Raw genomic sequence first — 22,173 nt, forward strand, 5'->3', positions numbered from 1 at the left:
GGGACCCTGGGCAAGGCGCGGTTTCGCCGCGCGGAAGGGCGCCTGCGACCTGTCGCCCGTGTCGATACGGCCGAAACTGCTTGACCTTTCCCGCCCCCTTCTGTTGAAGCAACGCCGATCCCCTTTTCACGTTCGGCGGTGTCCTGATGGGCGACAACAACAACCGGAACCTGATCCTAGCCACGGTTCTGAGCTTCCTGGTCATCCTGGTCTGGTTCGTGCTGTTTCCGCCGCCGGAACCGCCGCCCGAAGCCCAGACCGACACCGCAGCCCTGACCGCGCCCGAGACGGCCCCGGCCCCTGCCGCGACGGCCGCCGATACCGGCGCCGCGACCGCCGTGCCGGACTCGCCCCGTCTGACCATCGACACGCCCGAACTGAAGGGCTCGATCTCGATGAAGGGCGCGCGGATCGACGACCTGTCGTTGAAAAGCTACCGCGAGACGCTGGACCCCGCCTCGCCGACCGTGCGGCTCTTGTCGCCCGTGGGCGAAGAACACCCGTTCTATGCCGTCTTCGGCTGGCTGCCCGGAACGGGCCTGGCCCAGGGCGAGGTGCCGGATGCCCGCACCGAATGGCAGATCGCCAAGGGCACCACGCTTGCCCCGGGCCAGCCGGTCACCCTGCAATGGGACAACGGCAAGGGCCTGACCTTCCTGCGTGAAATCGCTGTGGACGAGGACTATCTCTTCACCGTCTCGGATACCGTGCAGAACGGTGGCACCGCCTCGGTCGGCCTTGCGCCCTATGGCATTATCGCCCGTCACGGCCTGCCGCAGATGCAGAACATCTTCGTCGTCCACGAAGGCGCCGTCCGCCGGACCGACGGCACGCTGGAAGAGACCAATTACGACGATGTGGTCGATCTTGACGTTGATCCGGCCGAAGGCGCCGCGGCCGAGATCGTGCAGTCGCAGGGCGACGGCTGGATCGGCTTCACCGACCACTACTGGATGGCGATTCTGGCGCCCGAACAGGGCAAGCCCTTCACCCAGGTGACCAAGCACGTCGCCGAGGGCGACATCTACCAGACCGAGGTGCGCCAGCCCGTCGTGTCGGTTGCCCCCGGCCAAAGCGTCACCAACAGCACCCGGCTGTTCGCGGGTGCCAAGGAATGGGAACTGATCCGCACCTACGAAGACAAGGCCGGCATCCCCGGCTTCATCGATTCCATCGACTGGGGCTGGTTCTACTTCCTGACCAAGCCGATCTTCCACGTTCTGCACTGGCTGCACGGGCTGATCGGCAACATGGGCCTCGCCATCATCGCGCTGACCTTCGTGCTGAAGCTGATCGTGCTGCCTCTGGCCTACAAATCCTACGTCTCGATGGCGCGGATGAAGGAACTGCAGCCCGAGATGGAAGCGATCAAGCTGCGCGCCGGCGAGGACAAGCAGCGCATGCAGCGCGAAACCTTGCAGCTGTACAAGGAAAAGAAGGTGAACCCGGCCGCGGGCTGCCTGCCGATCCTGATCCAGATTCCGATCTTCTTCAGCCTCTACAAGGTGATCTTCGTCACCATCGAGTTGCGCCACGCGCCGTTCTTCGGCTGGTTGAAGGACCTGTCTGCGCCTGACACGTCGTCGATCTACAACCTTTTCGGGGCGCTGCCCTGGGCCGCGCCGATGCCCGGCACGCTGATGGCGACGATCTTCATCGGCGTGCTGCCTATCCTTCTGGGCATCACCATGTGGCTGCAGCAGAAGCTGAACCCGGCGCCCAGCGACCCGGTTCAGCAGCAGGTCTTTGCCTGGATGCCCTGGATCTTCATGTTCATGTTGGGCAGCTTTGCCAGCGGTCTGGTGGTCTACTGGATCGCCAACAACATCATCACCTTCACCCAGCAATACCTGATCATGCGCAGCCACGGGCACCGGCCCGACATCTTTGGCAACATCAAGTCGGGGTTCCGCAAGAAGGATGCCGCCGCCGCGGCGGCCCTGGCGCCGGCGGGGAAACCCGCGGCCTCCGCCAGACCGGCTGCCGCGCCCAAGTCCAAGCCAGCCTTGGCGCCGGCCGCTGTGGCCGCGCCCGAGGCGGCGGCAGGGGACGCGCCGGTGCCGCAAGCCGAGCCGGTGCCGAAGCCGGTGGCCAAGGCGCCGCAGAAGGCGCGCGCGAGGGCCGCAGCCAAGCCGCCCTCGCGTGGCAAGAAGAAATGACCGCACAGGTCGCGCACCTGGTCCGCCACCCGATCAAGTCGGCAGGCTTTGAAACGGTAGAGCGGGCCACGCTGACGCGTGACGCGGCCTTCCCCTTCGACCGGCTCTGGGCTGTCGCCCATGCCGCCGCGCGCCTGTCCGACCCGCTGGCCTGGGCGCCAAAGCTGAACTTCCTGCGCGGCTGGGGCTCGGCCGAACTGATGGCGGTCTCCTGCACCTCGGACCCGGAGGCGGGCGCGGTGACGCTGTCGCATCCCCGCCGCCCGACCGAGACATTCCGCCCCGACGACGCGCCCGACGCGGCCCGGCTGATCGACTGGCTCAGACCGCTGTGGTCCGACACCCGGCCTGAACCGGCCCGGGTGATCCGCGTGCCCGGCCAGGCGATGACCGATCAGGACCAGCCGCTGGTCTCGATCAACAGCCTGTCCTCGCTGGCCGATCTGGCGGCCCGGCTGGGGCAGGATCTGTCGATCCACCGCTTCCGCGGCAACATCTGGGTCGCCGGCTGGGCCCCCTGGCAGGAGCTTGCGATGATTGGCCAGGAGATCACCCTCGGATCGGCCCGCCTGCGGGTCGAAGAGCCCGTCGGTCGCTGCCAGGCCACCGGCGCGAACCCCGAGACCGGCGCCTTCGACGCCGACATCATGGCGGCGCTGGAAGGCCACTTCGGCCACACCGATTTCGGCGTCTTCGCCCGGGTGATCGAAGGCGGCACGGTCGCCCTTGGCGATACGGTGCGCACATGGGCCTGACCTTCACCCTGGCTCCCGAACCCGAGGATGACGCCCGCGAAGACGGGCGCCTGCTGTTCGCCGGCCCGGTCGAGTTCGTCAAGGGCGTGGTCGCGATGTCGGGCTTGCCACCAGCCGACCGGCTGGAATTCTGCTTTGCGGGCCGCTCGAACGTGGGCAAGTCCAGTCTGATCAACGCGCTGACCGGCCGCAAGAACCTGGCCCGGGCCTCGAACACCCCGGGGCGGACGCAAGAGATCAACTTCTTTGCCTTGGGCGAAGCCCGTTACATGGTCGACCTGCCCGGCTATGGCTATGCCGAGGCACCGGTGGCCATCGTCGCCAAGTGGCAGGCGCTGCTGAAGCAGTACCTTCAGGGCCGCCAGACCCTGCGCCGGGCCTTCGTGCTGATCGACACCCGGCACGGCGTCAAGGAAGTGGACGAAGAGATTCTTGCGCTTCTCGACCGGTCCGCGGTGACCTTTCAGGTGGTGATGACAAAGGCCGACAAGGTGAACCGCGCCACGCGCGAGGCCAACATCGCCCAGGTGATGGCGGCGCTGCAGAAGCACCCTGCCGCCTACCCCGAGATCGTCGTCACCAGCAGCGAGAAGGGCGAGGGGATCGAGGCCCTGCGCGCCCTGATCGCCACGCTGGAGTAACTGCGCAGGCTGGAAAGCCGGCGCAGGCTGCGTCACAAAGGGGGCCGGAAGGTTCTCGCATGACTGACGCCCGTTCGCCGCTGGCCCCTCTGTCCCACCCGAATTTCCGTCTGATCTGGACGGCGACGCTGGTGTCGAACCTTGGCTCGCTGGTGCAGGGTGTGGGGGCGGCCTGGCAGATGGCCGAACTGACCTCGTCCGAGCGGATGGTGGCGCTGGTGCAGGCCTCGACCACGCTGCCGATCCTGGTGCTGGCGGTGGCGGCGGGGGCTGTGGCCGACAACTTCGACCGCCGCCGGGTGATGCTGGCCGCGCAAGGCTTCATGGCCGTGGTGTCGGCCCTGCTGGCGCTGGCGGCCTGGGCCGAAGTGCTGGGGCCCTGGCGCCTGCTGGCCTTCACCTTCCTGCTGGGGCTGGGCTCGGCCCTGCACCTGCCCTCCTGGCAAGCCTCGATGCGCGATCTGGTGCCGCGCGAAGACCTGCCCGCTGCTGTCACGCTGAACTCGGTCAGCTTCAACCTGATGCGCTCGATCGGGCCGGCCCTGGGCGGGCTGATCGTTGCCTCTTACGGGCCGGCGGCGGCCTTCGGGCTGAATGCGGTCAGCTATCTGGCGGTGATCTACGCGCTGGCCCGCTGGCGCCCGCCGCAGGAAGACCGCACCCTGCCGGCCGAAAACCTGGGCAGCGCGATCCTGGCCGGGCTGCGCTATGTGACGCTGTCGCCCAACCTGGTGCTGGTGATGGGGCGCGGCTTCCTGTTCGGCTTTGGTGGCGTTGCCCTGATGGCGCTGATGCCGCTGGTGGCCCGCGACAGGTTGGGCGGAGACGCCACCAGCTTCGGCCTGATGCTGGGCATCTTCGGCCTGGGGGCCATCGGCGGGGCCTTTCTGTCCGCGCGCATCCGGGCGGCATTCCGGCTTGAGACCATCGTGGCCGGGTCATTTGCGGCCTTTGCGGCGGGAACCGCCGGCCTGGCGCTGGCGGGCAGCATCCTGGCCGCCGTGCCGGGCCTGATGATTGCGGGCGCCTCATGGGTGCTGGCGCTGTCGAACTTCAACGTGTCAACCCAACTGGCCACGCCGCGATGGGTGGTGGGGCGGGCGCTGGCGATCTACCAGTCATTGGCCTTTGGCGGCATGGCGCTCGGCGCCTGGGTCTGGGGCCATCTGGCCGAGGCGACGACGATCCCGACCGCGCTGTATTCCGCGGCCGCCTTCCTTGCCCTGGGCGGGGCCATCGGGTTCTTCCTGCCGATGCCGGCGCTGTCGGATGCCAACCTTGACCCGGCCAACCGCTTCAACGCCCCGGCGCTGCGGCTGGACCTCAAGGCCCGGTCGGGGCCGATCATGGTGATGGTCGACTGGGACATCCCGCCCGACAGGACCGAGCCCTTCCTGGCCCTGATGGCCGAGCGGCGCCGCTTTCGCCGCCGCGATGGCGCCCGGCAATGGGCGCTGCTGCGCGACCTTGAGAACCCCGACCTCTGGGTCGAAAGCTACCATGTGGCGACGTGGATCGAATACCTGCGCCACAACCAGCGCCGCACCGCGACCGACGCCACCAACTTCGACCGGCTGATGGAGCTGCACCGGGGGCCGGACAAGCCCCGAGTCCACCGCATGATCGAGCGCGGGACCGTGCCCGACCGCGATGACCTGCCGCTGCTGGACCCCTAGACGTGCTGGGCGCCGTTCACTTCAAGCTCGGCGCCCGAGATATAGCTGGACTGGTCCGAGCACAGGAACCAGATCGCATCGGCCACCTCGGACGGTTGTCCCAGCCGCTGCATCGGCAGCTTCTCGACGATCTTGTCGGTGCCGGGCGACAGGATCGCGGTGTCGATCTCGCCCGGGGCGATGGCGTTGACGCGCACGCCCAAGGGGCCGAAATCATGCGCCATTTCCCGCGTCAACGCGGCCAGCGCGGCCTTTGAAGTGGAATAGGCCGCGCCCGCGAAGGGGTGCACCCGGCTGCCGGCAATCGAGGTGACGTTGACCACCGCACCCTTGGCGGCGGACAGCTCGTTCATCAACCCGCGGGCCAGGATGATGGGCGCGAAGAAGTTGACGTGGAAGACCTGGCCCCAGGTGCGCAGGTCGGTGGTCAGGGTGTTCAGGCGCGCGCCGCCGGGGCCCTTGGGCGAGATGCCGGCGTTGTTCACCAGCGCGTGCAACTTGCCGTCTATCCGCTCGCGCACCTGCTCGATGGCGGCGATGGTGGCGTCGGGCGAGGCAAGGTCCAGCTGGACATGCGCCTCGCGGCCGCCGGGCCAGGGGCAGCGCGGGTCGAACGGATGGCGCGAGCAGGTGAGGATCTGCCAGCCCTCGCGCTCGAACCGTTTCACGGTGGCGTGGCCGATCCCGCGCGAGGCGCCGGTCAGCAGCAAGGTCTTGCGTTCACTCATGTTCTGCGGCCTCCTGCGCCACCCTCTGAAGCTAAGCTGGCAAAGGTGAAAGACAATCCCCGCTTGGCAGGCGGGGCGAAAAGTCTTATGCGGCGCCTGAACCCGGAGGCCCTGATGAAGCGGCAGACCCTGACCATGCAAGAAGCCCAAGCCACCGCCAAGATGCTGTCCGAAGCGCTGCCCTATCTGCAGCGGTTCTCGGGTGCGGTGGTGGTGGTCAAGTTCGGCGGCAATGCCATGGGCGACGATGCCGCGATGGCCGAGTTCGCCCGCGACATCGTGTTGATGAAGCAGGTGGGCGTACACCCGGTGGTGGTCCACGGCGGCGGGCCGATGATCAACGACATGCTGGGCAAGCTGGGCATCAAGTCGGAATGGGTGCGCGGCAAGCGGGTCACCGACAAGGCCACGGTCGAGGTCGTCGAGATGATCCTGTCGGGCCTGGTGAACAAGCGGATCGTGCAGGCGATCATGGATGCCGGCGGCCGGGCCGTGGGCATTTCTGGCAAGGACGACGACCTGATGGTGTGCGAGGCCGACGACCCCGAACTGGGCTATGTCGGCCGCCCGGTCGAGATGAACGTGCAGGTGCTGCGCGACCTTTATGGGGCTGGGATCATTCCGGTTGTGGCCCCGGTGGCGACGGGCATGAAGGACAACGAGACCTTCAACGTGAACGGCGACACGGCGGCGGGGGCCATCGCAGGGGCGCTGCACGCCGACCGTCTGCTGCTTTTGACCGACGTGTCGGGGGTGAAGAACGCTGCCGGAGAGGTGATGACGCAGATCACGCCGGAAGAGATTCGCCAGATGACCGCCGAGGGGGTGATCTCGGGCGGGATGATCCCCAAGACCGAGACCGCGCTGATGGCGATCGAGCAGGGCACACGGGCCGTCACCATCCTGGACGGCCGCATCCCGAACGCCTGTCTGGTGGAGCTGTTCACCGACCATGGGGCGGGGTCGCAGATCCGGTCGACCGCGCCGCGGGTCAAGCCGCACGCGCCGCGCTAAGCTGTTGCGGGCGCCGCGTTAATTGGCGATGGCGTGACGTTTTCAGAGGTATGCGCTGCGTCGGCACAACGTATGGCTGACGTATGGCAGACGTCGGGCCGTGGCGCCGCGAAGGGGGACGTTAACGATGATCAGCGAATCATCCCTGGACGCCCTGCTGGCGCCACACCGTCTGGCGGTGCTGGGCGGCTTTGCCGCCGCAGAGGGCGACCTGCCCGAAGGCACCCGGACGCTGGTGCTGGTCGGCCCGGCCGAGGGGTTCTGGCCGCACCTCAAGGCGCAACCCGAATGGGACGGCGCGCCCGACCCGGTTGACCGCTGGTCGGCCCGGGTGCTGGGCGCGCTGGCGCGCGATCTGGGCGGCATCGCGCTGTTTCCTTTCGGCGGCCCGCCGTACCACCCGTTCTACACCTGGGCGCTGCGCACGGGGCGGTGCTGGGACAGCCCGGTGCGGCTCTTGGTGCATGAAAGCCAGGGCCTGTGGGTCAGCTTCCGGGGCGCGCTGGCGTTGCCGCAGGCGCTGGACCTGCCACCCGCCGCCCGGCCCTGCGACGGCTGCGCCGCGCCCTGCCTGACCGCCTGCCCCGTGGGGGCGCTGGGCGCCGGCGGCTATGACGTGCCGGCCTGCCATGCCTGGCTGGACGGGGGTGGGGCAGAATGTCTTGCCGGCGGCTGCCTGGTGCGGCGCGCTTGCCCCGTCTCCCAAGGCTATGCAAGGATGCCTGAGCAATCGGCCTATCACATGAGGCAGTTCCACCGATGAAGCGTCTGATCCTGACCCGGCATGCCAAGTCCAGCTGGGACGACCCCACCATGGCCGACCACGACCGGCCCCTGAACGAGCGGGGCAAGGCGGCGGCGGCGGACCTGGGGCAGTGGTTGTCATCGCGCGGGTATGTGCCGCAAGAGGTGCTGTGTTCCGACAGCCTGCGCACCCGCAAGACATTTTCCGGCATTGCCCCTGCACTGCCCGGCACCCCGGTGCTTGAACTGAAGCCGGCGCTGTATCACGCCGGGCCGGACGTGATGATGGCGGTGCTGCGCCACGGCAAGGCGGATGTGGTGATGATGATCGGCCACAACCCCGGCATCGCGGAATTTGCGCACCGGCTGGTGTCGAAAACGCCGGCCAGCCCGGATTTCACCCGCTACCCCACCGGCGCGACGCTGGTGGTGGATTTCGCCGTGGACACCTGGACTGAGGTGGAATTCGGCCAGGGCGTGCCGGTCGACTTCGTGGTGCCGAAAGAGATCGCAGGCTGATCCCGGAAAACGAAATTCGCGCGAATTTCGTTTTCTTCCCGATTTTCGTCGAAAATCGGCTCTCGTCGGTCAGTGACCCAGGATCTGGCTCAGGAACAGCTTGGTGCGGTCGCTTTGGGGGTTCGAGAAGAACTCGCGTGGCGCGTTCTGTTCGACGATCTGGCCCTGGTCCATGAAGATCACCCGGTTCGCGACGGCCTGGGCGAAGCCCATTTCGTGGGTGACGCAGATCATTGTCATGCCTTCTTCGGCCAGGGCGATCATGGTGTCGAGAACCTCCTTGATCATCTCGGGGTCAAGGGCGCTGGTCGGCTCGTCGAACAGCATGATGCGGGGCCGCATGCACAGACTGCGGGCGATCGCCACGCGCTGCTGCTGGCCGCCGGACAGTTGCCCCGGGAACTTGTGCGCCTGTTCGGGGATCTTGACCTTGCCGAGGAAGTACATCGCGGTTTCCTCGGCCTCGCGCTTGGGCACCTTGCGGACCCAGATCGGCGCGAGGGTGAGGTTTTCCAGGATCGTCAGGTGCGGAAACAGGTTGAAGTGCTGGAACACCATGCCAACCTCGGAGCGGACCTTGTCGATGTTCTTGAGGTCAGAGGTCAGTTCGGTGCCGTCCACGACGATGTGGCCGGACTGATGCTCTTCCAGCCGGTTGATGCAGCGGATCAGGGTGGATTTGCCGCTGCCCGACGGCCCGCAGATCACGATCCGCTCGCCCTTCTGCACCGTCATGTTGATGTCGCGCAGCACGTGGAACTGCCCGAACCACTTGTTCATGTTGCGGATCTCGATGGCGATTTCGTCCGAGACCTGCATCCGGTTCGCGTCAGCCATGCGGCGGCTCCTATCGGTGATCGGTCTTCAGCTTGCGCTCGAGATACATCGAGTATCGCGACATGCCGAAGCAGATGAGAAAGAAGATGACGCCGACGAAGATGTAGGGCTCCCAGTAGATGCCCTTCCAGTTGATGTCGGCGCGGACGATCTGCGTCACCCCGCGGAGGGGGTCGAGAAGGCCCACGAAGGAGACCAGCGTGGTGTCCTTGAACAGGCCGATGAAGGTGGAGACGATGCCGGGGATGCTGATCTTCAGGGCCTGCGGCATGATGATCAGCCGCTGCGCCTGCCAGTAGTCAAGGCCCAGGGCATCGGCCGCCTCGTACTGGCCGCGGGGCAGGGCGGCAAGGCCGCCACGCACCACCTCGGCCAGGTAGGCGGCCGAGAACAGGGAGGCCAGGATGATGACCCGCAGGATCAGGTCGAAATTCGTGCCGGGCGGCAGGAAATAGGCCAGAAGCAGCGAGGCGGTGAACAGAAGGGTGATCAGCGGCACGCCGCGGATGAACTCGATGAAGCCGACCGACAGGACCTTGACGAGCAGCATGTCCGAACGGCGGCCCAGCGCCAGCAGGATGCCCAGCGGCAACGAGCAGGAGATCGCGGTGACGCCGATCACGATGGCCAGCAGGAAGCCGCCGAAATCGTCAGACCGGACCGGGACCAGCCCGAAGGGCATCCAGGCCGCAAGCTGTGCCACCACGGCGTCATGAGCGAACATCCAGTAGGCCCCCAGCGCAAGAAGCCCGCCGAAGACGCCAAGGCCGGCGGCACGGTTCCGGGCGGCGATGAAGACACCGACGGCCGCCAGCACGGCGCCAATGCCGATGAACGGGGCGAAGCCGAAATCAACCAGTTGCGAGGCGTTCAGGTTCAACGCGTAGCTGACCCAGCGCAGGCCGGCGACCAGGGCCCAGACCGCCATGGACACGGCCCAGACCAGAGCCGAAAGCAACATGCCGAAGGCCTTGGCAAGCGGACCGCTGTCGGCAAAGAAGCCGGGGTAGAAGTCGGCCGCCGCCATCTTGCCCAGAAAGTCGGCGGTGACCGAGTCGAGGTAGCCGATCACGGTGGACGCAACCAGGGCCGCGCCCAGGGCGACGGCAAGGGCATAGACCAGGTTCAGGGCCGGCATCCGGCTGCGGCCGTAAAGCAGGCCGGCAACGACGCCCAGGGCCACCGCGAACACCGCCGAGACCGGTGCCCAGACCGATCCGCCCCAAAGCAGCCAGACCACCAGGAAGGGAAACAGCAGGGTGACCCAGATCAGTTGCCGCGGCGCGATCCAGGCCAGGGCGAAAAGCGCCAGCATGAGAATGCCCGCAAAAAGGTCGATGCTGGCCGGTGAGGAAAGCCCGACCATGGCGGCCACGGTCAACACGCCCGCCGCGCCGGTCAGCACCGCGCCCTTGCGGTCGTTCCAGTACAGCACCGGCGCCAGGGCCACGAACATCAGGCCGAAGGCCAGCACCGGGCGCCAGTACATGTCGACCGGGAAGAAGCCGAAGATATACTGGTGCCAGCGGGCCTTGATGACGGCCCAGCAGGCGCCGCTGTCGGCGCCCTCGGCGGCCAGGATGCTGCGGCATTCGCCCAGGGAACTGGCGGTCCAGATGCCGTTCCACCACCAGGGGAAAGCGATGGCCACCAGCCAGACGACCAATGCGGTGCTGAGCACGGTGAGCAGGGTGTTGAGAGGCCCGGAGAACAGGTTCTCGCGCAGCCATTTGAAGATGCCGCGCTCGGTGACGGGTGGCGATGCCGAGGGCAGCATCGCGCTGCGGACGAAGGGGCGGTCCATCTCAGCGCTCCTTCAGCTTCACGGCGGCGTTGAACACGTTCATCACCGAGGAAATCAGCAGGCTGATGATGAGGTAGATCAGCATCATCAGCAGCATGCATTCCAGCTCGCGCCCGGTCTGGTTCAGCGAGATGCCGCCCAGCGTGCCCTTGAGGTCAAGGTAGCTGACGGCGATGCCGAGCGAGGTGTTCTTGGTCAGGTTCAGGTATTGCGAGATCAGCGGCGGAATGATGACCCGCAGCGCCTGCGGCAGGATGATCAGGTTCATCGTGCGGCCCGGGCGCAGGCCCAGGGCGAAGGCTGCCTCGCTTTGCCCACGGCTGATGGCCATGATGCCCGAGCGAACGATCTCGGCGATGAAGGCGCCGGTGTAGAGCGACAGCGCGACGACCAGCGCGGTGAAGCTGTGCTGGACGAGTATCCCGCCCTGGAAGTTGAAGCCCTTCGACACGCCGGCCTCGTCGGTCGCGAAGGCGGGGATGTCGAGGTGGAAGCCCATCGCCCAGAGCAGCGCAATCGTGGGCAGGAACAAGATCGCCAGTGACTGCCACCAGGTCGTCGGGCGGTTGCCCGTTTCCTCTTGAATGGCCCGGGCCCGGCGCAAGAGCGCAAGGTTGGCAAACACCGAAAGGGCAATCACGGCCAGCGTCGCAAGGACCGAGTAGTTGACGGGAATGGTGGCGATCTCGGTTCCGCCAAGCGGACGGTCAAGGATCGGCGCCGGAACATAGGCGCCCCGGTTGGTCAGCGCCGTGCTGTCGAACAGCATCTTCTGGTTTGCCGGTTCGGTCTGGACGGTGCCCTGCGCCGCCAAGGTCTCGGTGGCGCGAGTCAGCCCGTCGTTGAACAGCGTGAGGGCAAGGCCGATCCAGACCACGGCGGCAGCGGCCGGGATCAGGGCGCGCGTCGTGCCCGACGCGGCGAGGCGGGTGGCGGCGAATTGCCAGGACGCGACGACAAGCCCGATGCCGATGACGAGCCACAGGAAGAACGGCATGCTGAAGACATAGATGCCGGTGATCCGGTCAAGCAGGCCCGCGCTTTCAGCCACAGTGCCGGCCCCGGCAAGAGCGGCGCGCGCCTCGATCATGGCGGCGGTCACCTTGAAGTCACTGGGCGCCGGCTGCGTCTCGGAGGTCACGACGAAGATCAGGATGATCCACAGAAGCAGCGGCACGTTCCGGAAGATCTCGACATAGACCGTCATCAGACGGCCGACGATCCAGTTGTTCGACAGCCGAAGGACGCCCGCGAAGACGCCGATGACGGTGGCGAAGACACAGCCCAGCGCAGCGACGGCCAGGGTGTTCAACAGGCCGATGATGGTGGCGCGGCCGTGCGTGCTGTCGTTGGTGTAGGGGATCAGCTGCTGCTCGATGTCATAGCCGGCGCGCTGCCAGAGAAAGCCGAAGCTGATGTCCTTGTCCTTGGCCGCCAGGTTCTGAACGGTGTTGTCCACCAGCCAGCCGACGAGCAGCAGAAACAACAGCAGCACGACCACCTGAATGGTGATCGAGCGGAATCGCGTATCGTAGATCAGCATGGAAAGCCGGAAGCTTTCCTTCGGCACATCGGTGGCCAATGCCATGCGTTACTTCCCCTGGGCCCGTCCGTTTTCCGGCTTTCCTGCCGGTTATGCCGCGGCGATGCGCGTGGATCGGGAAGTCTTGAAAGGAAACGGGGGCGCCACCGTTGCCGGACGCGCCCCCGTCGGGTGCCTTAGCGGAACGGCGCCGCGTATTGCAGGCCGCCCTGCGTCCACAGCGCGTTCAGGCCGCGCGCCAGGCCGATCGGCGTGGCCGAGCCGATGTTGGCCTCGAAGATCTCGCCATAGTTGCCGCCGGCCATGATCGCCGCCTTGAAGGCGCCGTTGTCGAGGCCCATCATCTTGCCGTAGTCACCTTCCAGGCCCAGCATCCGGCGGATTTCCGGGTCGGTCGTGGTGGAAGCCACTTCTTCGATGTTGGCCTTGGTGATGCCCTTTTCCTCGGCGATCAGAAGCGCGTTGAAGGTCCAGCGGACGATGTCGCCCCACTGGTTGTCGCCATGGCGGACGACCGGGCCAAGCGGTTCCTTCGAGATGATTTCCGGAAGGATGATGTGGTTTTCCGGATCGGCCATGGTGGCGCGCGCCGCGGCCAGGCCCGAGGCGTCGGTGGTGTAGGTGTCGCAAGCGCCGGCCAGATACTGGCGCTGGGCCTCGCTGTCATCCTGCACGGTGACCGGGGTGTAGCTGATGTTGTTGAACTTGAAGAAGTCCGCCAGGTTCAGCTCGGTCGTGGTGCCGGTCTGAATGCAGACCGTGGCGCCGTCCAGTTCCTTGGCGGAAGATACGCCGAGGTCTTTCTTCACCATGAAGCCCTGGCCGTCGTAGTAGTTGACGGCGACGAAATCGAGCTTGAGGTCGTTGTCGCGGCTGTAGGTCCAGGTCGAGTTGCGGACCAGCAGGTCCACTTCGCCCGAGGCCAGCGCGGTGAAGCGCGTCTCGCCGGTGGTGGGCACGAACTTGACCTTGGTCGGGTCGCCCAGAACGGCGGCGGCGACGGCGCGGCACAGCGCGACGTCAAAGCCGACCCAGGTGCCGTTCGCATCGGGCATGCCAAAGCCGGTCAGGCCGGTGTTCGAACCGCAGATCAGCTCGCCCCGGGCCTTGACGTCATCCAACGTGCCGGCGGTCGCCGCGCCAACGATCATGGTCGTGGCGGCGAGCGCGCCGAAAAGTGCCGATTTCTTCATAGTTACCTCTTCCTGAGTTTCCGCCGCTAGCCGGCGGAGGTTGTTGGTGCCCTGCGGACGCGCAGGGGCGAGTCTTGCGGAGGCATGCCCCCGAGTTTCGGCAGTTTCCGCGAAAGCGGTTTGGATGGTCAAGAGCACATCGGCCGCAACCTCAGAAACGCCCATCTTGAAGGGATTCCAGGCCAATTCCGTGGGCTGGTGGGCAATTGACCTTGGGTCAGAGACCGGGTGTCACAGGCACAGATCGTAGAATCGGTGCGCGTGCAGGAAAGCCTCTCGCCGAAGGGCCGCCGCTTCGGCCGCCTCTTCGTCGGCGCCCCAATCGGCGATCTGCCAGTCTTCGTCGATTCGGCTGGCGTCCCAGGCGGCTTGCGGAGCGATGCGGCCATGAGTCACCGCAAGGGCCAGCACCAGCGAGCCGGGAATCGCCACCAGGTCGTGGAAGGCGGCCAGGCGGAACGGGTCCAGCGCGTCGATGCGGGCCTTGAGGGCCTGCAGACTGGCCGCCGGCTGGGCGACCGGGACCACGCCTTCGGTCACCGCCAGGGGGGCGCCAAGGCTGTCGGCAGCCCAGGCAAGGATCGGGTCCCACACGGTGGCCTGACGGGCCGCCAGGGCCGCCGGGTGCCCGGCACGGTAGCACAGCAGGTCTGACCCGCCGTAGTCGGCCAGCAGGGCCACCACCTCGGGGTGCTGTTTGGCCAGCTTGTCGATGGCCGAGTTTGCGGTGCGGGTGAAGGGCATCGTCTCGGGCCGCACCGCGCCGGTCTGGGCGTTCCATTCGGCGGCGATGGCCTGGGCCAGCCCGGCGGTGGGCACCACCAGCGGCGCCTTGGCGGGCGTCTTGACCGGGCGGCCGTCCAACGCGATGGCAAAGCCGCCCGGCGCGGGGTTAGCCGTGGCTTTGGTCCAGAAGCGTTTCATCGTCCAGCCGGTCATGCCCGCGCGCCCCTAGCCGAAGACCTCGAACGGGTCGGCGGGGACGTCGGTTTCCTTCCAGTCCAGCGCCTTCCAGGTGCGGGCCATGTGGTCGGGCAGGGGTGCGGTGAAGGTCATCACTTCCTTGGTGACGGGGTGTTCGATGGTGATCGAGCGCGCGTGCAGGTGCAGCTTTTTCGAGATGTCGCCGCCGATCGCCGCGCCCCAGCCTTCGCCGGTGTTGTCGGCCGCGCTGCCTCCATACTTGCCGTCGCCCAGGATCGGGTGGCCGATCTCGGCCATATGGGCGCGCAGCTGGTGGGTGCGGCCGGTGACCGGCTCCAGCGCCATCCACGACAGGCGGTTACCCAGGAACCAGAGGGTGAAATAGTCGGTCTGGGCGCGCTTGGCCTCGGGGTGGTCCTTGGCCTTGGCGGGATGAATGCACAGCATCTTCTCGCCCTCGCCGCCCTTGCCGCGGCCCGGGGCCTTTTCAAGGAAGAACTTGATCGAGCCCTGGCGCGGGTTCGGCACGCCGGCGACCACGGCCCAGTAGATCTTCCGCGCCGCGCGGGCCACCCGGTCGGTGCGCGCGAGCATGAGGATGCCCGAGGTATCCTTGTCCAGCCGGTGCACCAGCTTGGGGCGGTCCTTGTAGCCGAAGGTCAGCGCCTCGGACAGGCCGTCGACGTGGCGGTCGCCCTGTCCGCTGCCGCCCTGGCTGGGCAAGCCCGGCGGCTTGTTCAGCACGATCAGGTGCTGGTCGCGGAAGATCACCGCGTCCTGGATCATCTTGACGTCGGCCGCGGAAATGCGGCTGCGCTCGGACGGCGCGGGGGCCGGCGTGTCGGGCAGCGGCGGCACGCGGATGGACTGGCCGGGCGCCACCCGGTCCGACGATTTCACCCGCGCGCCATCCAGCCGAAGCTGGCCGGTGCGGCACAGCTTTTCGACAGCACCTTGGGTGATTTGGGGAAAGCGGCGTTTCAGCCAGCGGTCGAGGCGCTGTTCGCCCTCATCCTCGGTCACGGTCAGAAGCTGGACGCCGGTCATGCAAAGGCTCCGCGGAAAAGGTGCAGCGCCAGGGCGATGGCGGCAAGGGACAGGGTGATGGAGGCCGCGACATACAAGAGCGCAAGGCCGGTCTGGCCGCGTTCGTACAGCGTCAGCGTATCCAGCGAGAAGGCGGAAAAGGTGGTGAAGCCGCCGAGGACGCCGGTCATCAGGAAGGGGGCGTAGCGGTTGCCGAATTTCTCGGCCAGGGCGACGACGAGCAGGCCCATGAGGAACGATCCGACGACGTTGACGATCAGCGTGGCATAGGGAAAGCCGGTGCCCAGGAGGCGCCCTGAGGTGACGTTGACGATATAGCGCGCGGAAGAGCCGAGCGCGCCGCCAAGGGCGACCTGAACAAGGGTTGCTGCGGAAATCATATGCGGCCTATGCGGCGGGGTTGGTCGGGAGTCAACGGTGGCGGTCGGGGTGGCGGGTGCGGTCGAAGTCGGGGTCGGCGCCGGGAACCGGGTCGTAGCCGTGGCCGCCGAGGGGGTGGCAGCGGAAGATGCGTCGTGCGGCGAGGTATCCGCCCTTGAGGCCGCCGTGGCGCTGCAATGCCTCAAGCGCGTAGGCCGAACAGGTGGGCTGGTAGCGGCAGCCGTGGCCGACCCAGGGGCTGAGCAGCAGCCGGTAGGCGCGGACGGGCAGCGACAGGGCCCAGGCGAGCGGGGTCATGGCTGGCCCCCCGATCTTGTCGCGTGGACGGACGCGAGGGCGGTTTCGAGATCGGCCAGCAGGTCGGCGTAGGGGCGGGTGATGGTGGCCTTCGGGCGGGCGACCAGCACGTAATCCCAGCCGGGGCGGGCAAGGCGGGGCAGCACGGCCCGGGCCGCTTCGCGCAGGCGGCGCTTGGCGCGGTTGCGGGCCACGGCGTTGCCGATCTTTTTCGAGGCGGTGAAGCCGATCTGCACGGCGGTCGTGCCATCGCGGCGGTCACGGGCCTGCAGAAGGAATGAGCCGGTGCCCTGACGGCGGGCGGAGGCGGCCTTGAGGAACTCGGGCCGCGTTTTCATGACGGCGGGAATGCAGTCGGGGGGCACGCAAACGGAAACCGCCGGAGGCGCGGCGGGCGCTTCGGCGGGTTGCCTTGTGCCCTGTGCCTCCGGCGGCGTCATGTCGTCATCCTTCCGCGCGAAAGGCGCGGCGCGGACGCTTAGGCCGAAAGGACCTTGCGGCCCTTGGCGCGGCGCGCGGCCAGCACAAGACGGCCGCCCTTGGTGGCCATGCGGGCGCGGAAGCCGTGCCGGCGCTTGCGGACCAGGGCCGAGGGTTGATAGGTGCGCTTCATGGCGGCTCTCCGTCAGATCGGGTGCCCGAACCGCAAGGGATTCGAGGGCGGGAAGTTGAAGCCCGCTCTCTACGGGCGGCGGCGGCGGCTGTCAACGTGTGGGGCGCGGAATTCCTGCAAGAATTCGGGGCGCCGATCAAGGCCGCGTGAAGCGCGCGTGCTATCTGCAACAAAGGCTGGGCCTGCGCCGTACAACCGCTATGCCTGACCCGACCCTGCCCCAGGATGCCCCGATGCCCATGCTGCTGAAACGTCTGCCGATCCTGCTGATCCTGGTTGCCGCCGTGGCCGGGGCGGTGCTGTTGCGCGACCGGCTGTCGTTTCAGGCGCTGGCCGAGAACCGCGCGGCGCTGCTGGCGTTCCGCGATGCGCACTACGGGCAGGCGGTGCTGGTGTTCCTGGCGGCCTATGCGGGCATCGTGGCCTTCAGCCTGCCGGGCGCCACGGTGGCCACGCTGACCGGGGGGTTCCTGTTCGGCGTGTTCCCGGGTGTGGCGTTCAACGTGGGGGCCGCCACGCTGGGTGCCATCGCGGTGTTCCTGGCCGCCCGGGCCGGGTTCGGAGAAGCGGTGGCGCGGCGGGTGCAGGCGCAGGGCGGGGCCGGGGCGCGGCTGATGGAGGGGTTGCGGGCCAACGAATGGTCGGTCCTGCTCTTGATGCGGCTGGTGCCGGCGGTGCCGTTCTTTCTGGCCAACCTGATCCCGGCCTTTACCGGCAGCCGGCTGGTGCCGTTTGCGGTGACGACGTTCGTCGGCATCATCCCGGCGGCGCTGGTGTTCACCAGCCTTGGTTCGGGCCTGTCCGAGGTGTTTGCCCGGGGCGAGACGCCGGACCTGGGGCTGATCTTCGCGCCGCAGGTGCTGGGGCCGCTGTTGGGGCTGGCGGCGCTGGCGGCCCTGCCGATGGTGGTGAAGGCGTTTCGGAAAGGGGCGGTGTGATGGATCGGATCAGGACCGACCTTTGCGTGATCGGCGCCGGCTCGGGCGGGCTGTCGGTGGCGGCGGGTGCGGTGCAGATGGGCGCGCGGGTGGTGCTGATCGAGGCGGGCGAGATGGGCGGCGACTGCCTGAACGCAGGCTGCGTGCCGTCGAAGGCCTTGCTTGCCGCCGCTTCGGCAGCACAGGCGCAGCGGCGCGGGTTCCGCGGCGTGCCGGGGGTTGACCCGGCGGTGGATTTCGCCGCGGTGAAGGACCATGTCGCCGCGGTGATCGCCGCGATTGCGCCGCATGACAGCCAGGAGCGGTTCGAGGGGCTGGGCTGCAGGGTGATCCGGGCGCGGGCGCATTTCACTGGGCCGCAGGAGGTGGAGGCGGGAGGCATTCGGGTTTCCGCCCGGCGGTTCGTGGTGGCGACGGGTAGCCGCCCGCTGGTGCCGCCGATTCCGGGGCTGGAGGCGGTGCCCTACCTGACCAACGAGACGCTGTTCGCCCTGCGTGAACGCCCCGCGCATCTGTTGGTGATCGGCGGCGGGCCGATCGGGCTGGAGATGGCGCAGGCGCATCGGCGGCTGGGCTGCGCAGTGACGGTGGTCGAGGCGGCAGCCGCCTTGGGCCGGGAAGACCCGGAGATGGCGGCGGTGGTGTTGGCCGCGCTGCGGGCCGAGGGGGTGGAGATCCGCGAGGGCGTGGGCGTCGCCTCGGTTGCCGGGCGGGCCGGAGAGGTGGTGCTGCGGCTGGCCGATGGCCTTGAGGTGCGCGGATCGCACCTGCTGGTGGCGGTGGGCCGCAGGGTGGCGGTCGACGGGCTGGGGCTTGAGGCCGCGGGGGTGGAGTTCGACGCGCGGGGCGTGAAGGTGGACGCGCGGCTGCGGTCGGTGACGAACCGGCGGGTCTTTGCAGTGGGCGATGCGGCGCGCGGGCTGCAGTTCACCCATGTCGCGGGCTATCACGCGGGGGTGGTGGTGCGGCAGGCGGTGCTGGGGTTGCCGGCAAGGACGCGCAGCGACCACATCCCGCGGGCCACCTATACCGAGCCGGAACTGGCCCAGGTCGGCCTGACCGAGGCCGAGGCGCGGGCGGCGCATGGCGCGCGGCTGACGGTGGTGCGGGCCGGGTTCGACGGCAACGACCGGGCGGTGGCGGGCGCCCGGGGGCATGGGCTGGTCAAGCTGATGGTGGTGCGTGGCCGCCCGGTGGGCGTCAGCATCGCCGGCCCGGCGGCGGGCGAGTTGATCGGCTTCTGGGCGCTGGCGCTGGCGGCGCGGCTGAAGCTTTCCGCCGTGGCCGGAACCGTGCTGCCCTATCCGACGTTGGCAGAGGTGTCGAAGCGTGCGGCAAGCGCCTATTTTTCCCCGAAACTCTTTGATAATCCTGTGCTGAAAGCGGTGGTGCGGGTCGTGCAAAGGGTTCTGCCTTAGGTGCGGGTGGCGCCAGCCGGGGGTTTCACACCCCCGGACCCCCGTGGGATACTTGGGCAGAGAGGAAGGCAGGGCAGGTGGCGACGCGCGGGCGGTTCTTCAGAACGCTGTCGGGGCGGTTCCTGCTTCTGACCGTGGCCTTCGTGATGCTGGCCGAGGTTCTGATCTTCCTGCCCTCGATCGCGCGGTTCCGGGCCGACTATCTGCTGGAGCGGCTGCAGCAGGCACAGATCGCGGCGTTGGTGCAACTGGCCTCGGACGAGATGATAAGCCCCGAGCTAGAGGCCGAGTTGCTGCGCAATGCCGAGGTCTACAACGTGGTGCTGCGGCGGGACGACGTGCGGCAACTGGTGCTGTCCTCGACGGTGCCGCAGCCGATTTCGGCGAATTACGACCTGCGCGTGGCCGGCCCCTGGCAACTGATCCGCGACGCGCTGGGCACCCTGGTCGACAGCCGGAACCGGATCGTGCGGGTGATCGGAAACCCGGTGCAGGAAGGCGGGCAGCTGATCGAGATCACCATGCAGACCGAGCCTTTGCGCAAGGCGATGGCGCAGTATGCCGGGCGCATCCTGTATCTTTCGGCGCTGATTTCCGCGGTGACGGCGGTGCTGCTGTTCATCGCGGCGCAGAAGCTGATCGTGCAGCCGATCCGCCGGGTGGTGCGGCACATGCAGCTTTACGCCGAAGCCCCCGAGGATGCGCGGCGGGTGATCGCGCCGCTGTCCGAGGTGGAGGAGATGCGGGTGGCCGAAGAGGCGCTGGCTTCGATGCAGAAGCAGTTGACCGGCGCGCTGCGGCAGAAGGAACGGCTGGCGCAACTGGGCGGCGCGGTGGCCAAGATCAGCCATGACCTGCGCAACATCCTGACCACGGCGCAACTCTTCGCCGACCGGATCGAGGGCAGCGTCGATCCGGTGGTGGCGCGCTCGGCGCCCAAGCTGGTGAGTTCGATCAGCCGGGCGGTTTCGTTGTGCGAATCCACCCTGGCCTTCGGCAAGGCCGAGGAACCGCCGCCGCAACTGTCGCGCTTCGCCCTGCGGCCGCTGGTCGAGGAGGTGGTGGAAGGCGAAGCCCTGGTCGAGGCGGGGCCGGTGACCTGCGTGATCGACATACCCCCGAACCTGGCGATCCGCGCCGACCATGAGCAGTTGTACCGCGTGCTGTCGAACCTGATCCGCAACGCCCGGCAGGCGATCGAGGCGACCGGCGCGCCGGGGATGATCGAGCTGGCCGCCGGCGAGGACGAAGCGGAATGGGTGATCCGCGTCGGCGACACCGGGCCGGGCCTGCCGCAGAAAGCGCGGGAGAACCTGTTCGCCGCCTTCCAGGGCGGGGCACGCAAGGGCGGCATCGGTCTGGGACTGGCGATTTCGTCCGAGCTGGTGCGGGGCCATGGCGGCCGGCTGGACCTGGTGCGCAGCGACAAGGACGGCACCGAGTTCGCGATCCACCTGCCGAAGCTGGCTGATCTCGCTGGCGACTGATGGCAGCGATTTGGCTCTTGCGTTGCGGCGGCGGCGGGGCTACATCGCCAGCGCATTGCGGACCCGTAGCTCAGCTGGATAGAGCATCAGACTACGAATCTGAGGGTCGGGCGTTCGAATCGCTCCGGGTCCGCCATTCCCCCCATTCTCTGCGTCTCCATCCGCTTTCCAGCGGGATTTTCCTCGTCAGTTCAGCGGCTTGCGAAGTCGGCGCCTTTCGAGAGGCGAAGGTCGGCTCGAAAGACTGGTCAGCGTTGCTCACGCCGTCTCGGGAGGTCGAGCCGACCGACCCGGCCTGCTCGGAAACAGGGAAAGATCAGGGAAAATGCGGATCTCTCGACCCGTCGCACTTGCCGACCGGCGCATGGACCACAAGAAAGGTAAGCGCGCCCGATTGGTTGCGAGATTTTCCCTGTTCCCAGGCGAACAGGGGAAAGGATCTGCCCGATCAGGGAAAGAGATTCATCGGAACAGGGATCTTCCTCACCGGAACAGGGAGTCGAACCCCAAGCACTTCTCCTGCTCCGACCGGTCCAACGTCAGGTCGGTGCGCAGCATCCTCTCCGGGCTGACACCCTCCGGAACCTGACCCGCCAGAGTGGCCTGCTGGATTCGCGGCGACAGGAACGCCAGATAGCTGCGCCGTCGCATCCGGCTGCCAGCGGCACCCCCGGCCCCGTCGATATCCGAGCGACGATGCCCGGCACGACGCCGTGCCATTTCCTTGTGCGCATCGGCCAGGGCACGAAGAAGGGCCAGGTCAGGCTCAGGTGCACAATCGCCGACGATGAGCTTTGTCTCGATGCCGCGGCGGCGAAGGGAGAATGTGAAGGCAACCTGCAAAAGCTTCGGGTCAAGGGTCGCGGGCTGCACAACAAGGTGGGTGGCGATGGCGGCAGCGTCGAGGCGCAGGGTGAGGGTGCCGGCCGCGATGTCTCCGCGGTTCACCATCGTAGGCAACATGACCTGGGGTTCCCGCTCGATGGCAAATGGCAGAGCAAGCGCCTTGTCCTTGAGGATCAGCGCCGCGCGTGCGTCCACCTCTTGCAGCAGCCGGTGACGTTCGGCAGCGTGGCGCAGGTGGTTGACGATCTGGCGGGCCACCTCCTGCTCGAGCGGGATAGCTGGCAGCCGCAAACCACTGAGATCGGAGCCCGCGGTGATCAGCCGGTTCGAGACATAATAGCGATAGCTTCGTCCTTGCATGGACGTGCGGGTTGGGGTCAACCCATCGCCGGTCTCGTCGAAGAGCTTGCCCAGCAGCGGCGCTCTGACCCCGGCACTGCGGTGATGATCGGCGCGCAGGCCGGTGGTCCTGCGAAACACCTCAGGCGCATGTTCACCGGAAGAATCAGCAGTTCGGCGAACAGCGCGGTCAGCTTTGCCTGCTCTGCCAAGGTCTCCTCCAGCAGAGAGATCAGGTTCACCTGCGCGCCGACGGATCGTTCGTCTTTG

The 22,173-nt window shown here is 67.6% G+C and carries 21 protein-coding genes, 1 tRNA gene and 1 pseudogene; 11 read left to right on the forward strand and 12 right to left on the reverse strand.

The features are described from left to right. Positions 1-146 precede the first annotated feature (146 nt). Genes yidC through LHP98_RS18050 form a run of 4 tightly spaced genes read left to right on the forward strand, consistent with a single transcriptional unit; the run spans position 147 to position 5,231 of the window. Positions 147-2,159: a membrane protein insertase YidC gene (yidC, locus tag LHP98_RS18035; RefSeq protein ID WP_227253951.1), complete on the forward strand. Its 2,013-nt coding sequence runs from the start codon at positions 147-149 to the stop codon at positions 2,157-2,159. After that, positions 2,156-2,914, forward strand: a complete 759-nt coding sequence (locus LHP98_RS18040; protein ID WP_227253952.1) for an MOSC domain-containing protein — start codon at positions 2,156-2,158, stop codon at positions 2,912-2,914. The genes yidC and LHP98_RS18040 overlap by 4 nt, the downstream gene beginning before the upstream one ends. Continuing rightward, positions 2,905-3,555, forward strand: a complete 651-nt coding sequence (gene yihA / locus LHP98_RS18045; protein WP_227253953.1) for a ribosome biogenesis GTP-binding protein YihA/YsxC — start codon at positions 2,905-2,907, stop codon at positions 3,553-3,555. The genes LHP98_RS18040 and yihA overlap by 10 nt, the downstream gene beginning before the upstream one ends. 59 nt (positions 3,556-3,614) lie before the next feature. Further along, complete coding sequence (locus LHP98_RS18050) at positions 3,615-5,231, forward strand: MFS transporter (protein ID WP_227253954.1); 1,617 nt, start codon at positions 3,615-3,617, stop codon at positions 5,229-5,231. On the opposite strand, the gene LHP98_RS18055 is transcribed toward LHP98_RS18050, so the two are convergent. Next, entirely contained in the window at positions 5,228-5,959 is a 732-nt protein-coding gene (locus LHP98_RS18055) for an SDR family NAD(P)-dependent oxidoreductase (protein ID WP_227253955.1), read from the reverse strand. The genes LHP98_RS18050 and LHP98_RS18055 overlap by 4 nt on opposite strands. Positions 5,960-6,094: 135 nt before the next feature. Between LHP98_RS18055 and argB the strand changes: the two genes are divergently transcribed. The 3 genes from argB (at position 6,095) to LHP98_RS18070 (ending at position 8,236) form a co-directional block, all read left to right on the forward strand. Next, a complete protein-coding gene (gene argB / locus LHP98_RS18060) occupies positions 6,095-6,973 on the forward strand; it encodes an acetylglutamate kinase (protein WP_413687726.1) in 879 nt (292 codons plus the stop codon). A 127-nt stretch (positions 6,974-7,100) separates the two neighbouring features. Then, entirely contained in the window at positions 7,101-7,736 is a 636-nt protein-coding gene (locus tag LHP98_RS18065) for a ferredoxin (protein WP_227253957.1), read from the forward strand. Further along, positions 7,733-8,236, forward strand: a complete 504-nt coding sequence (locus LHP98_RS18070) for a SixA phosphatase family protein (RefSeq protein WP_227253958.1) — start codon at positions 7,733-7,735, stop codon at positions 8,234-8,236. Before LHP98_RS18065 ends, LHP98_RS18070 begins: the two co-directional genes overlap by 4 nt. A 69-nt stretch (positions 8,237-8,305) precedes the next feature. Here LHP98_RS18070 and LHP98_RS18075 read toward each other — a convergent pair whose 3' ends face one another. The 10 genes from LHP98_RS18075 to rpmH form a co-directional block, all read right to left on the reverse strand. Beyond that, complete coding sequence (locus tag LHP98_RS18075; RefSeq protein WP_227253959.1) at positions 8,306-9,073, reverse strand: amino acid ABC transporter ATP-binding protein; 768 nt, start codon at positions 9,071-9,073, stop codon at positions 8,306-8,308. 10 nt (positions 9,074-9,083) lie between these two features. Beyond that, positions 9,084-10,877, reverse strand: coding sequence for an amino acid ABC transporter permease (locus LHP98_RS18080; protein WP_227253960.1), 1,794 nt, complete (start codon positions 10,875-10,877; stop codon positions 9,084-9,086). A 1-nt stretch (position 10,878) separates the two neighbouring features. Beyond that, positions 10,879-12,465, reverse strand: a complete 1,587-nt coding sequence (locus tag LHP98_RS18085) for an amino acid ABC transporter permease (RefSeq protein WP_227253961.1) — start codon at positions 12,463-12,465, stop codon at positions 10,879-10,881. 131 nt (positions 12,466-12,596) lie between these two features. Further along, positions 12,597-13,613 carry an amino acid ABC transporter substrate-binding protein gene (locus LHP98_RS18090; protein ID WP_227253962.1) on the reverse strand — a complete coding sequence of 339 codons (1,017 nt, stop codon included), beginning with the start codon at positions 13,611-13,613 and terminating at the stop codon, positions 12,597-12,599. Between the two features lie 231 nt (positions 13,614-13,844). After that, positions 13,845-14,552: an ATP12 family chaperone protein gene (locus LHP98_RS18095; protein WP_227253963.1), complete on the reverse strand. Its 708-nt coding sequence runs from the start codon at positions 14,550-14,552 to the stop codon at positions 13,845-13,847. A gap of 12 nt (positions 14,553-14,564) precedes the next feature. Further along, positions 14,565-15,584 carry an RluA family pseudouridine synthase gene (locus tag LHP98_RS18100; protein WP_227253964.1) on the reverse strand — a complete coding sequence of 340 codons (1,020 nt, stop codon included), beginning with the start codon at positions 15,582-15,584 and terminating at the stop codon, positions 14,565-14,567. Beyond that, on the reverse strand, positions 15,581-15,964 hold the full coding sequence (gene crcB, locus LHP98_RS18105) for a fluoride efflux transporter CrcB (RefSeq protein WP_227253965.1): 384 nt from the start codon (positions 15,962-15,964) through the stop codon (positions 15,581-15,583). The genes LHP98_RS18100 and crcB overlap by 4 nt, the downstream gene beginning before the upstream one ends. Positions 15,965-15,995: 31 nt before the next feature. Then, positions 15,996-16,262, reverse strand: a complete 267-nt coding sequence (gene yidD / locus LHP98_RS18110) for a membrane protein insertion efficiency factor YidD (RefSeq protein ID WP_227253966.1) — start codon at positions 16,260-16,262, stop codon at positions 15,996-15,998. Further along, positions 16,259-16,702 (reverse strand): ribonuclease P protein component, encoded by a 444-nt coding sequence (gene rnpA, locus LHP98_RS18115; protein ID WP_227253967.1) that lies wholly within the window; start codon positions 16,700-16,702, stop codon positions 16,259-16,261. Before rnpA ends, yidD begins: the two co-directional genes overlap by 4 nt. Positions 16,703-16,740: 38 nt before the next feature. Next, entirely contained in the window at positions 16,741-16,875 is a 135-nt protein-coding gene (rpmH, locus tag LHP98_RS18120; RefSeq protein ID WP_227253968.1) for a 50S ribosomal protein L34, read from the reverse strand. Between the two features lie 233 nt (positions 16,876-17,108). On the opposite strand from rpmH, the gene LHP98_RS18125 reads away from it, so the two are divergent. The 4 genes from LHP98_RS18125 to LHP98_RS18140 all read left to right on the forward strand — a co-directional run bounded on the left by LHP98_RS18125 (position 17,109) and on the right by LHP98_RS18140 (position 20,854). Then, positions 17,109-17,813, forward strand: coding sequence for a TVP38/TMEM64 family protein (locus tag LHP98_RS18125; RefSeq protein ID WP_227253969.1), 705 nt, complete (start codon positions 17,109-17,111; stop codon positions 17,811-17,813). Continuing rightward, the gene (locus tag LHP98_RS18130; protein ID WP_227253970.1) at positions 17,813-19,231 is read left to right on the forward strand and encodes a dihydrolipoyl dehydrogenase family protein; all 1,419 of its coding nucleotides are present in this window, start codon (positions 17,813-17,815) and stop codon (positions 19,229-19,231) included. The genes LHP98_RS18125 and LHP98_RS18130 overlap by 1 nt, the downstream gene beginning before the upstream one ends. A 146-nt stretch (positions 19,232-19,377) precedes the next feature. Further along, positions 19,378-20,718, forward strand: coding sequence for a sensor histidine kinase (locus LHP98_RS18135; RefSeq protein WP_227253972.1), 1,341 nt, complete (start codon positions 19,378-19,380; stop codon positions 20,716-20,718). A 59-nt stretch (positions 20,719-20,777) separates the two neighbouring features. After that, positions 20,778-20,854, forward strand: a tRNA-Arg gene (locus LHP98_RS18140). Positions 20,855-21,201: 347 nt separating this feature from the next. Here the strand turns inward: LHP98_RS18140 and LHP98_RS18145 are convergent. After that, positions 21,202-22,173, reverse strand: a pseudogene (locus tag LHP98_RS18145) (hypothetical protein); the annotation flags it as partial.

Origin of the sequence: Rhodobacter sp. Har01, from assembly GCF_020564565.1 — a bacterium.
Taxonomy (GTDB): domain Bacteria; phylum Pseudomonadota; class Alphaproteobacteria; order Rhodobacterales; family Rhodobacteraceae; genus Pseudogemmobacter.

What these genes read in the sequence shown, in the direction of transcription:
- yidD (WP_227253966.1), bottom strand. Translation starts at nt 16,262, where the DNA reads ATGACCCCGCTCGCCTGGGCCCTGTCGCTGCCCGTCCGCGCCTACCGG.
- LHP98_RS18075 (WP_227253959.1), bottom strand. Translation starts at nt 9,073, where the DNA reads ATGGCTGACGCGAACCGGATGCAGGTCTCGGACGAAATCGCCATCGAG.
- LHP98_RS18065 (WP_227253957.1), top strand. Translation starts at nt 7,101, where the DNA reads ATGATCAGCGAATCATCCCTGGACGCCCTGCTGGCGCCACACCGTCTG.
- LHP98_RS18050 (WP_227253954.1), top strand. Translation starts at nt 3,615, where the DNA reads ATGACTGACGCCCGTTCGCCGCTGGCCCCTCTGTCCCACCCGAATTTC.
- LHP98_RS18130 (WP_227253970.1), top strand. Translation starts at nt 17,813, where the DNA reads ATGGATCGGATCAGGACCGACCTTTGCGTGATCGGCGCCGGCTCGGGC.
- LHP98_RS18095 (WP_227253963.1), bottom strand. Translation starts at nt 14,552, where the DNA reads ATGACCGGCTGGACGATGAAACGCTTCTGGACCAAAGCCACGGCTAAC.
- LHP98_RS18085 (WP_227253961.1), bottom strand. Translation starts at nt 12,465, where the DNA reads ATGGCATTGGCCACCGATGTGCCGAAGGAAAGCTTCCGGCTTTCCATG.
- rpmH (WP_227253968.1), bottom strand. Translation starts at nt 16,875, where the DNA reads ATGAAGCGCACCTATCAACCCTCGGCCCTGGTCCGCAAGCGCCGGCAC.
- LHP98_RS18135 (WP_227253972.1), top strand. Translation starts at nt 19,378, where the DNA reads ATGCTGGCCGAGGTTCTGATCTTCCTGCCCTCGATCGCGCGGTTCCGG.
- LHP98_RS18090 (WP_227253962.1), bottom strand. Translation starts at nt 13,613, where the DNA reads ATGAAGAAATCGGCACTTTTCGGCGCGCTCGCCGCCACGACCATGATC.
- argB (WP_413687726.1), top strand. Translation starts at nt 6,095, where the DNA reads ATGCAAGAAGCCCAAGCCACCGCCAAGATGCTGTCCGAAGCGCTGCCC.
- rnpA (WP_227253967.1), bottom strand. Translation starts at nt 16,702, where the DNA reads ATGACGCCGCCGGAGGCACAGGGCACAAGGCAACCCGCCGAAGCGCCC.
- LHP98_RS18100 (WP_227253964.1), bottom strand. Translation starts at nt 15,584, where the DNA reads ATGACCGGCGTCCAGCTTCTGACCGTGACCGAGGATGAGGGCGAACAG.
- LHP98_RS18055 (WP_227253955.1), bottom strand. Translation starts at nt 5,959, where the DNA reads ATGAGTGAACGCAAGACCTTGCTGCTGACCGGCGCCTCGCGCGGGATC.
- LHP98_RS18040 (WP_227253952.1), top strand. Translation starts at nt 2,156, where the DNA reads ATGACCGCACAGGTCGCGCACCTGGTCCGCCACCCGATCAAGTCGGCA.
- LHP98_RS18125 (WP_227253969.1), top strand. Translation starts at nt 17,109, where the DNA reads ATGCCCATGCTGCTGAAACGTCTGCCGATCCTGCTGATCCTGGTTGCC.
- yihA (WP_227253953.1), top strand. Translation starts at nt 2,905, where the DNA reads ATGGGCCTGACCTTCACCCTGGCTCCCGAACCCGAGGATGACGCCCGC.
- LHP98_RS18080 (WP_227253960.1), bottom strand. Translation starts at nt 10,877, where the DNA reads ATGGACCGCCCCTTCGTCCGCAGCGCGATGCTGCCCTCGGCATCGCCA.
- crcB (WP_227253965.1), bottom strand. Translation starts at nt 15,964, where the DNA reads ATGATTTCCGCAGCAACCCTTGTTCAGGTCGCCCTTGGCGGCGCGCTC.
- LHP98_RS18070 (WP_227253958.1), top strand. Translation starts at nt 7,733, where the DNA reads ATGAAGCGTCTGATCCTGACCCGGCATGCCAAGTCCAGCTGGGACGAC.
- yidC (WP_227253951.1), top strand. Translation starts at nt 147, where the DNA reads ATGGGCGACAACAACAACCGGAACCTGATCCTAGCCACGGTTCTGAGC.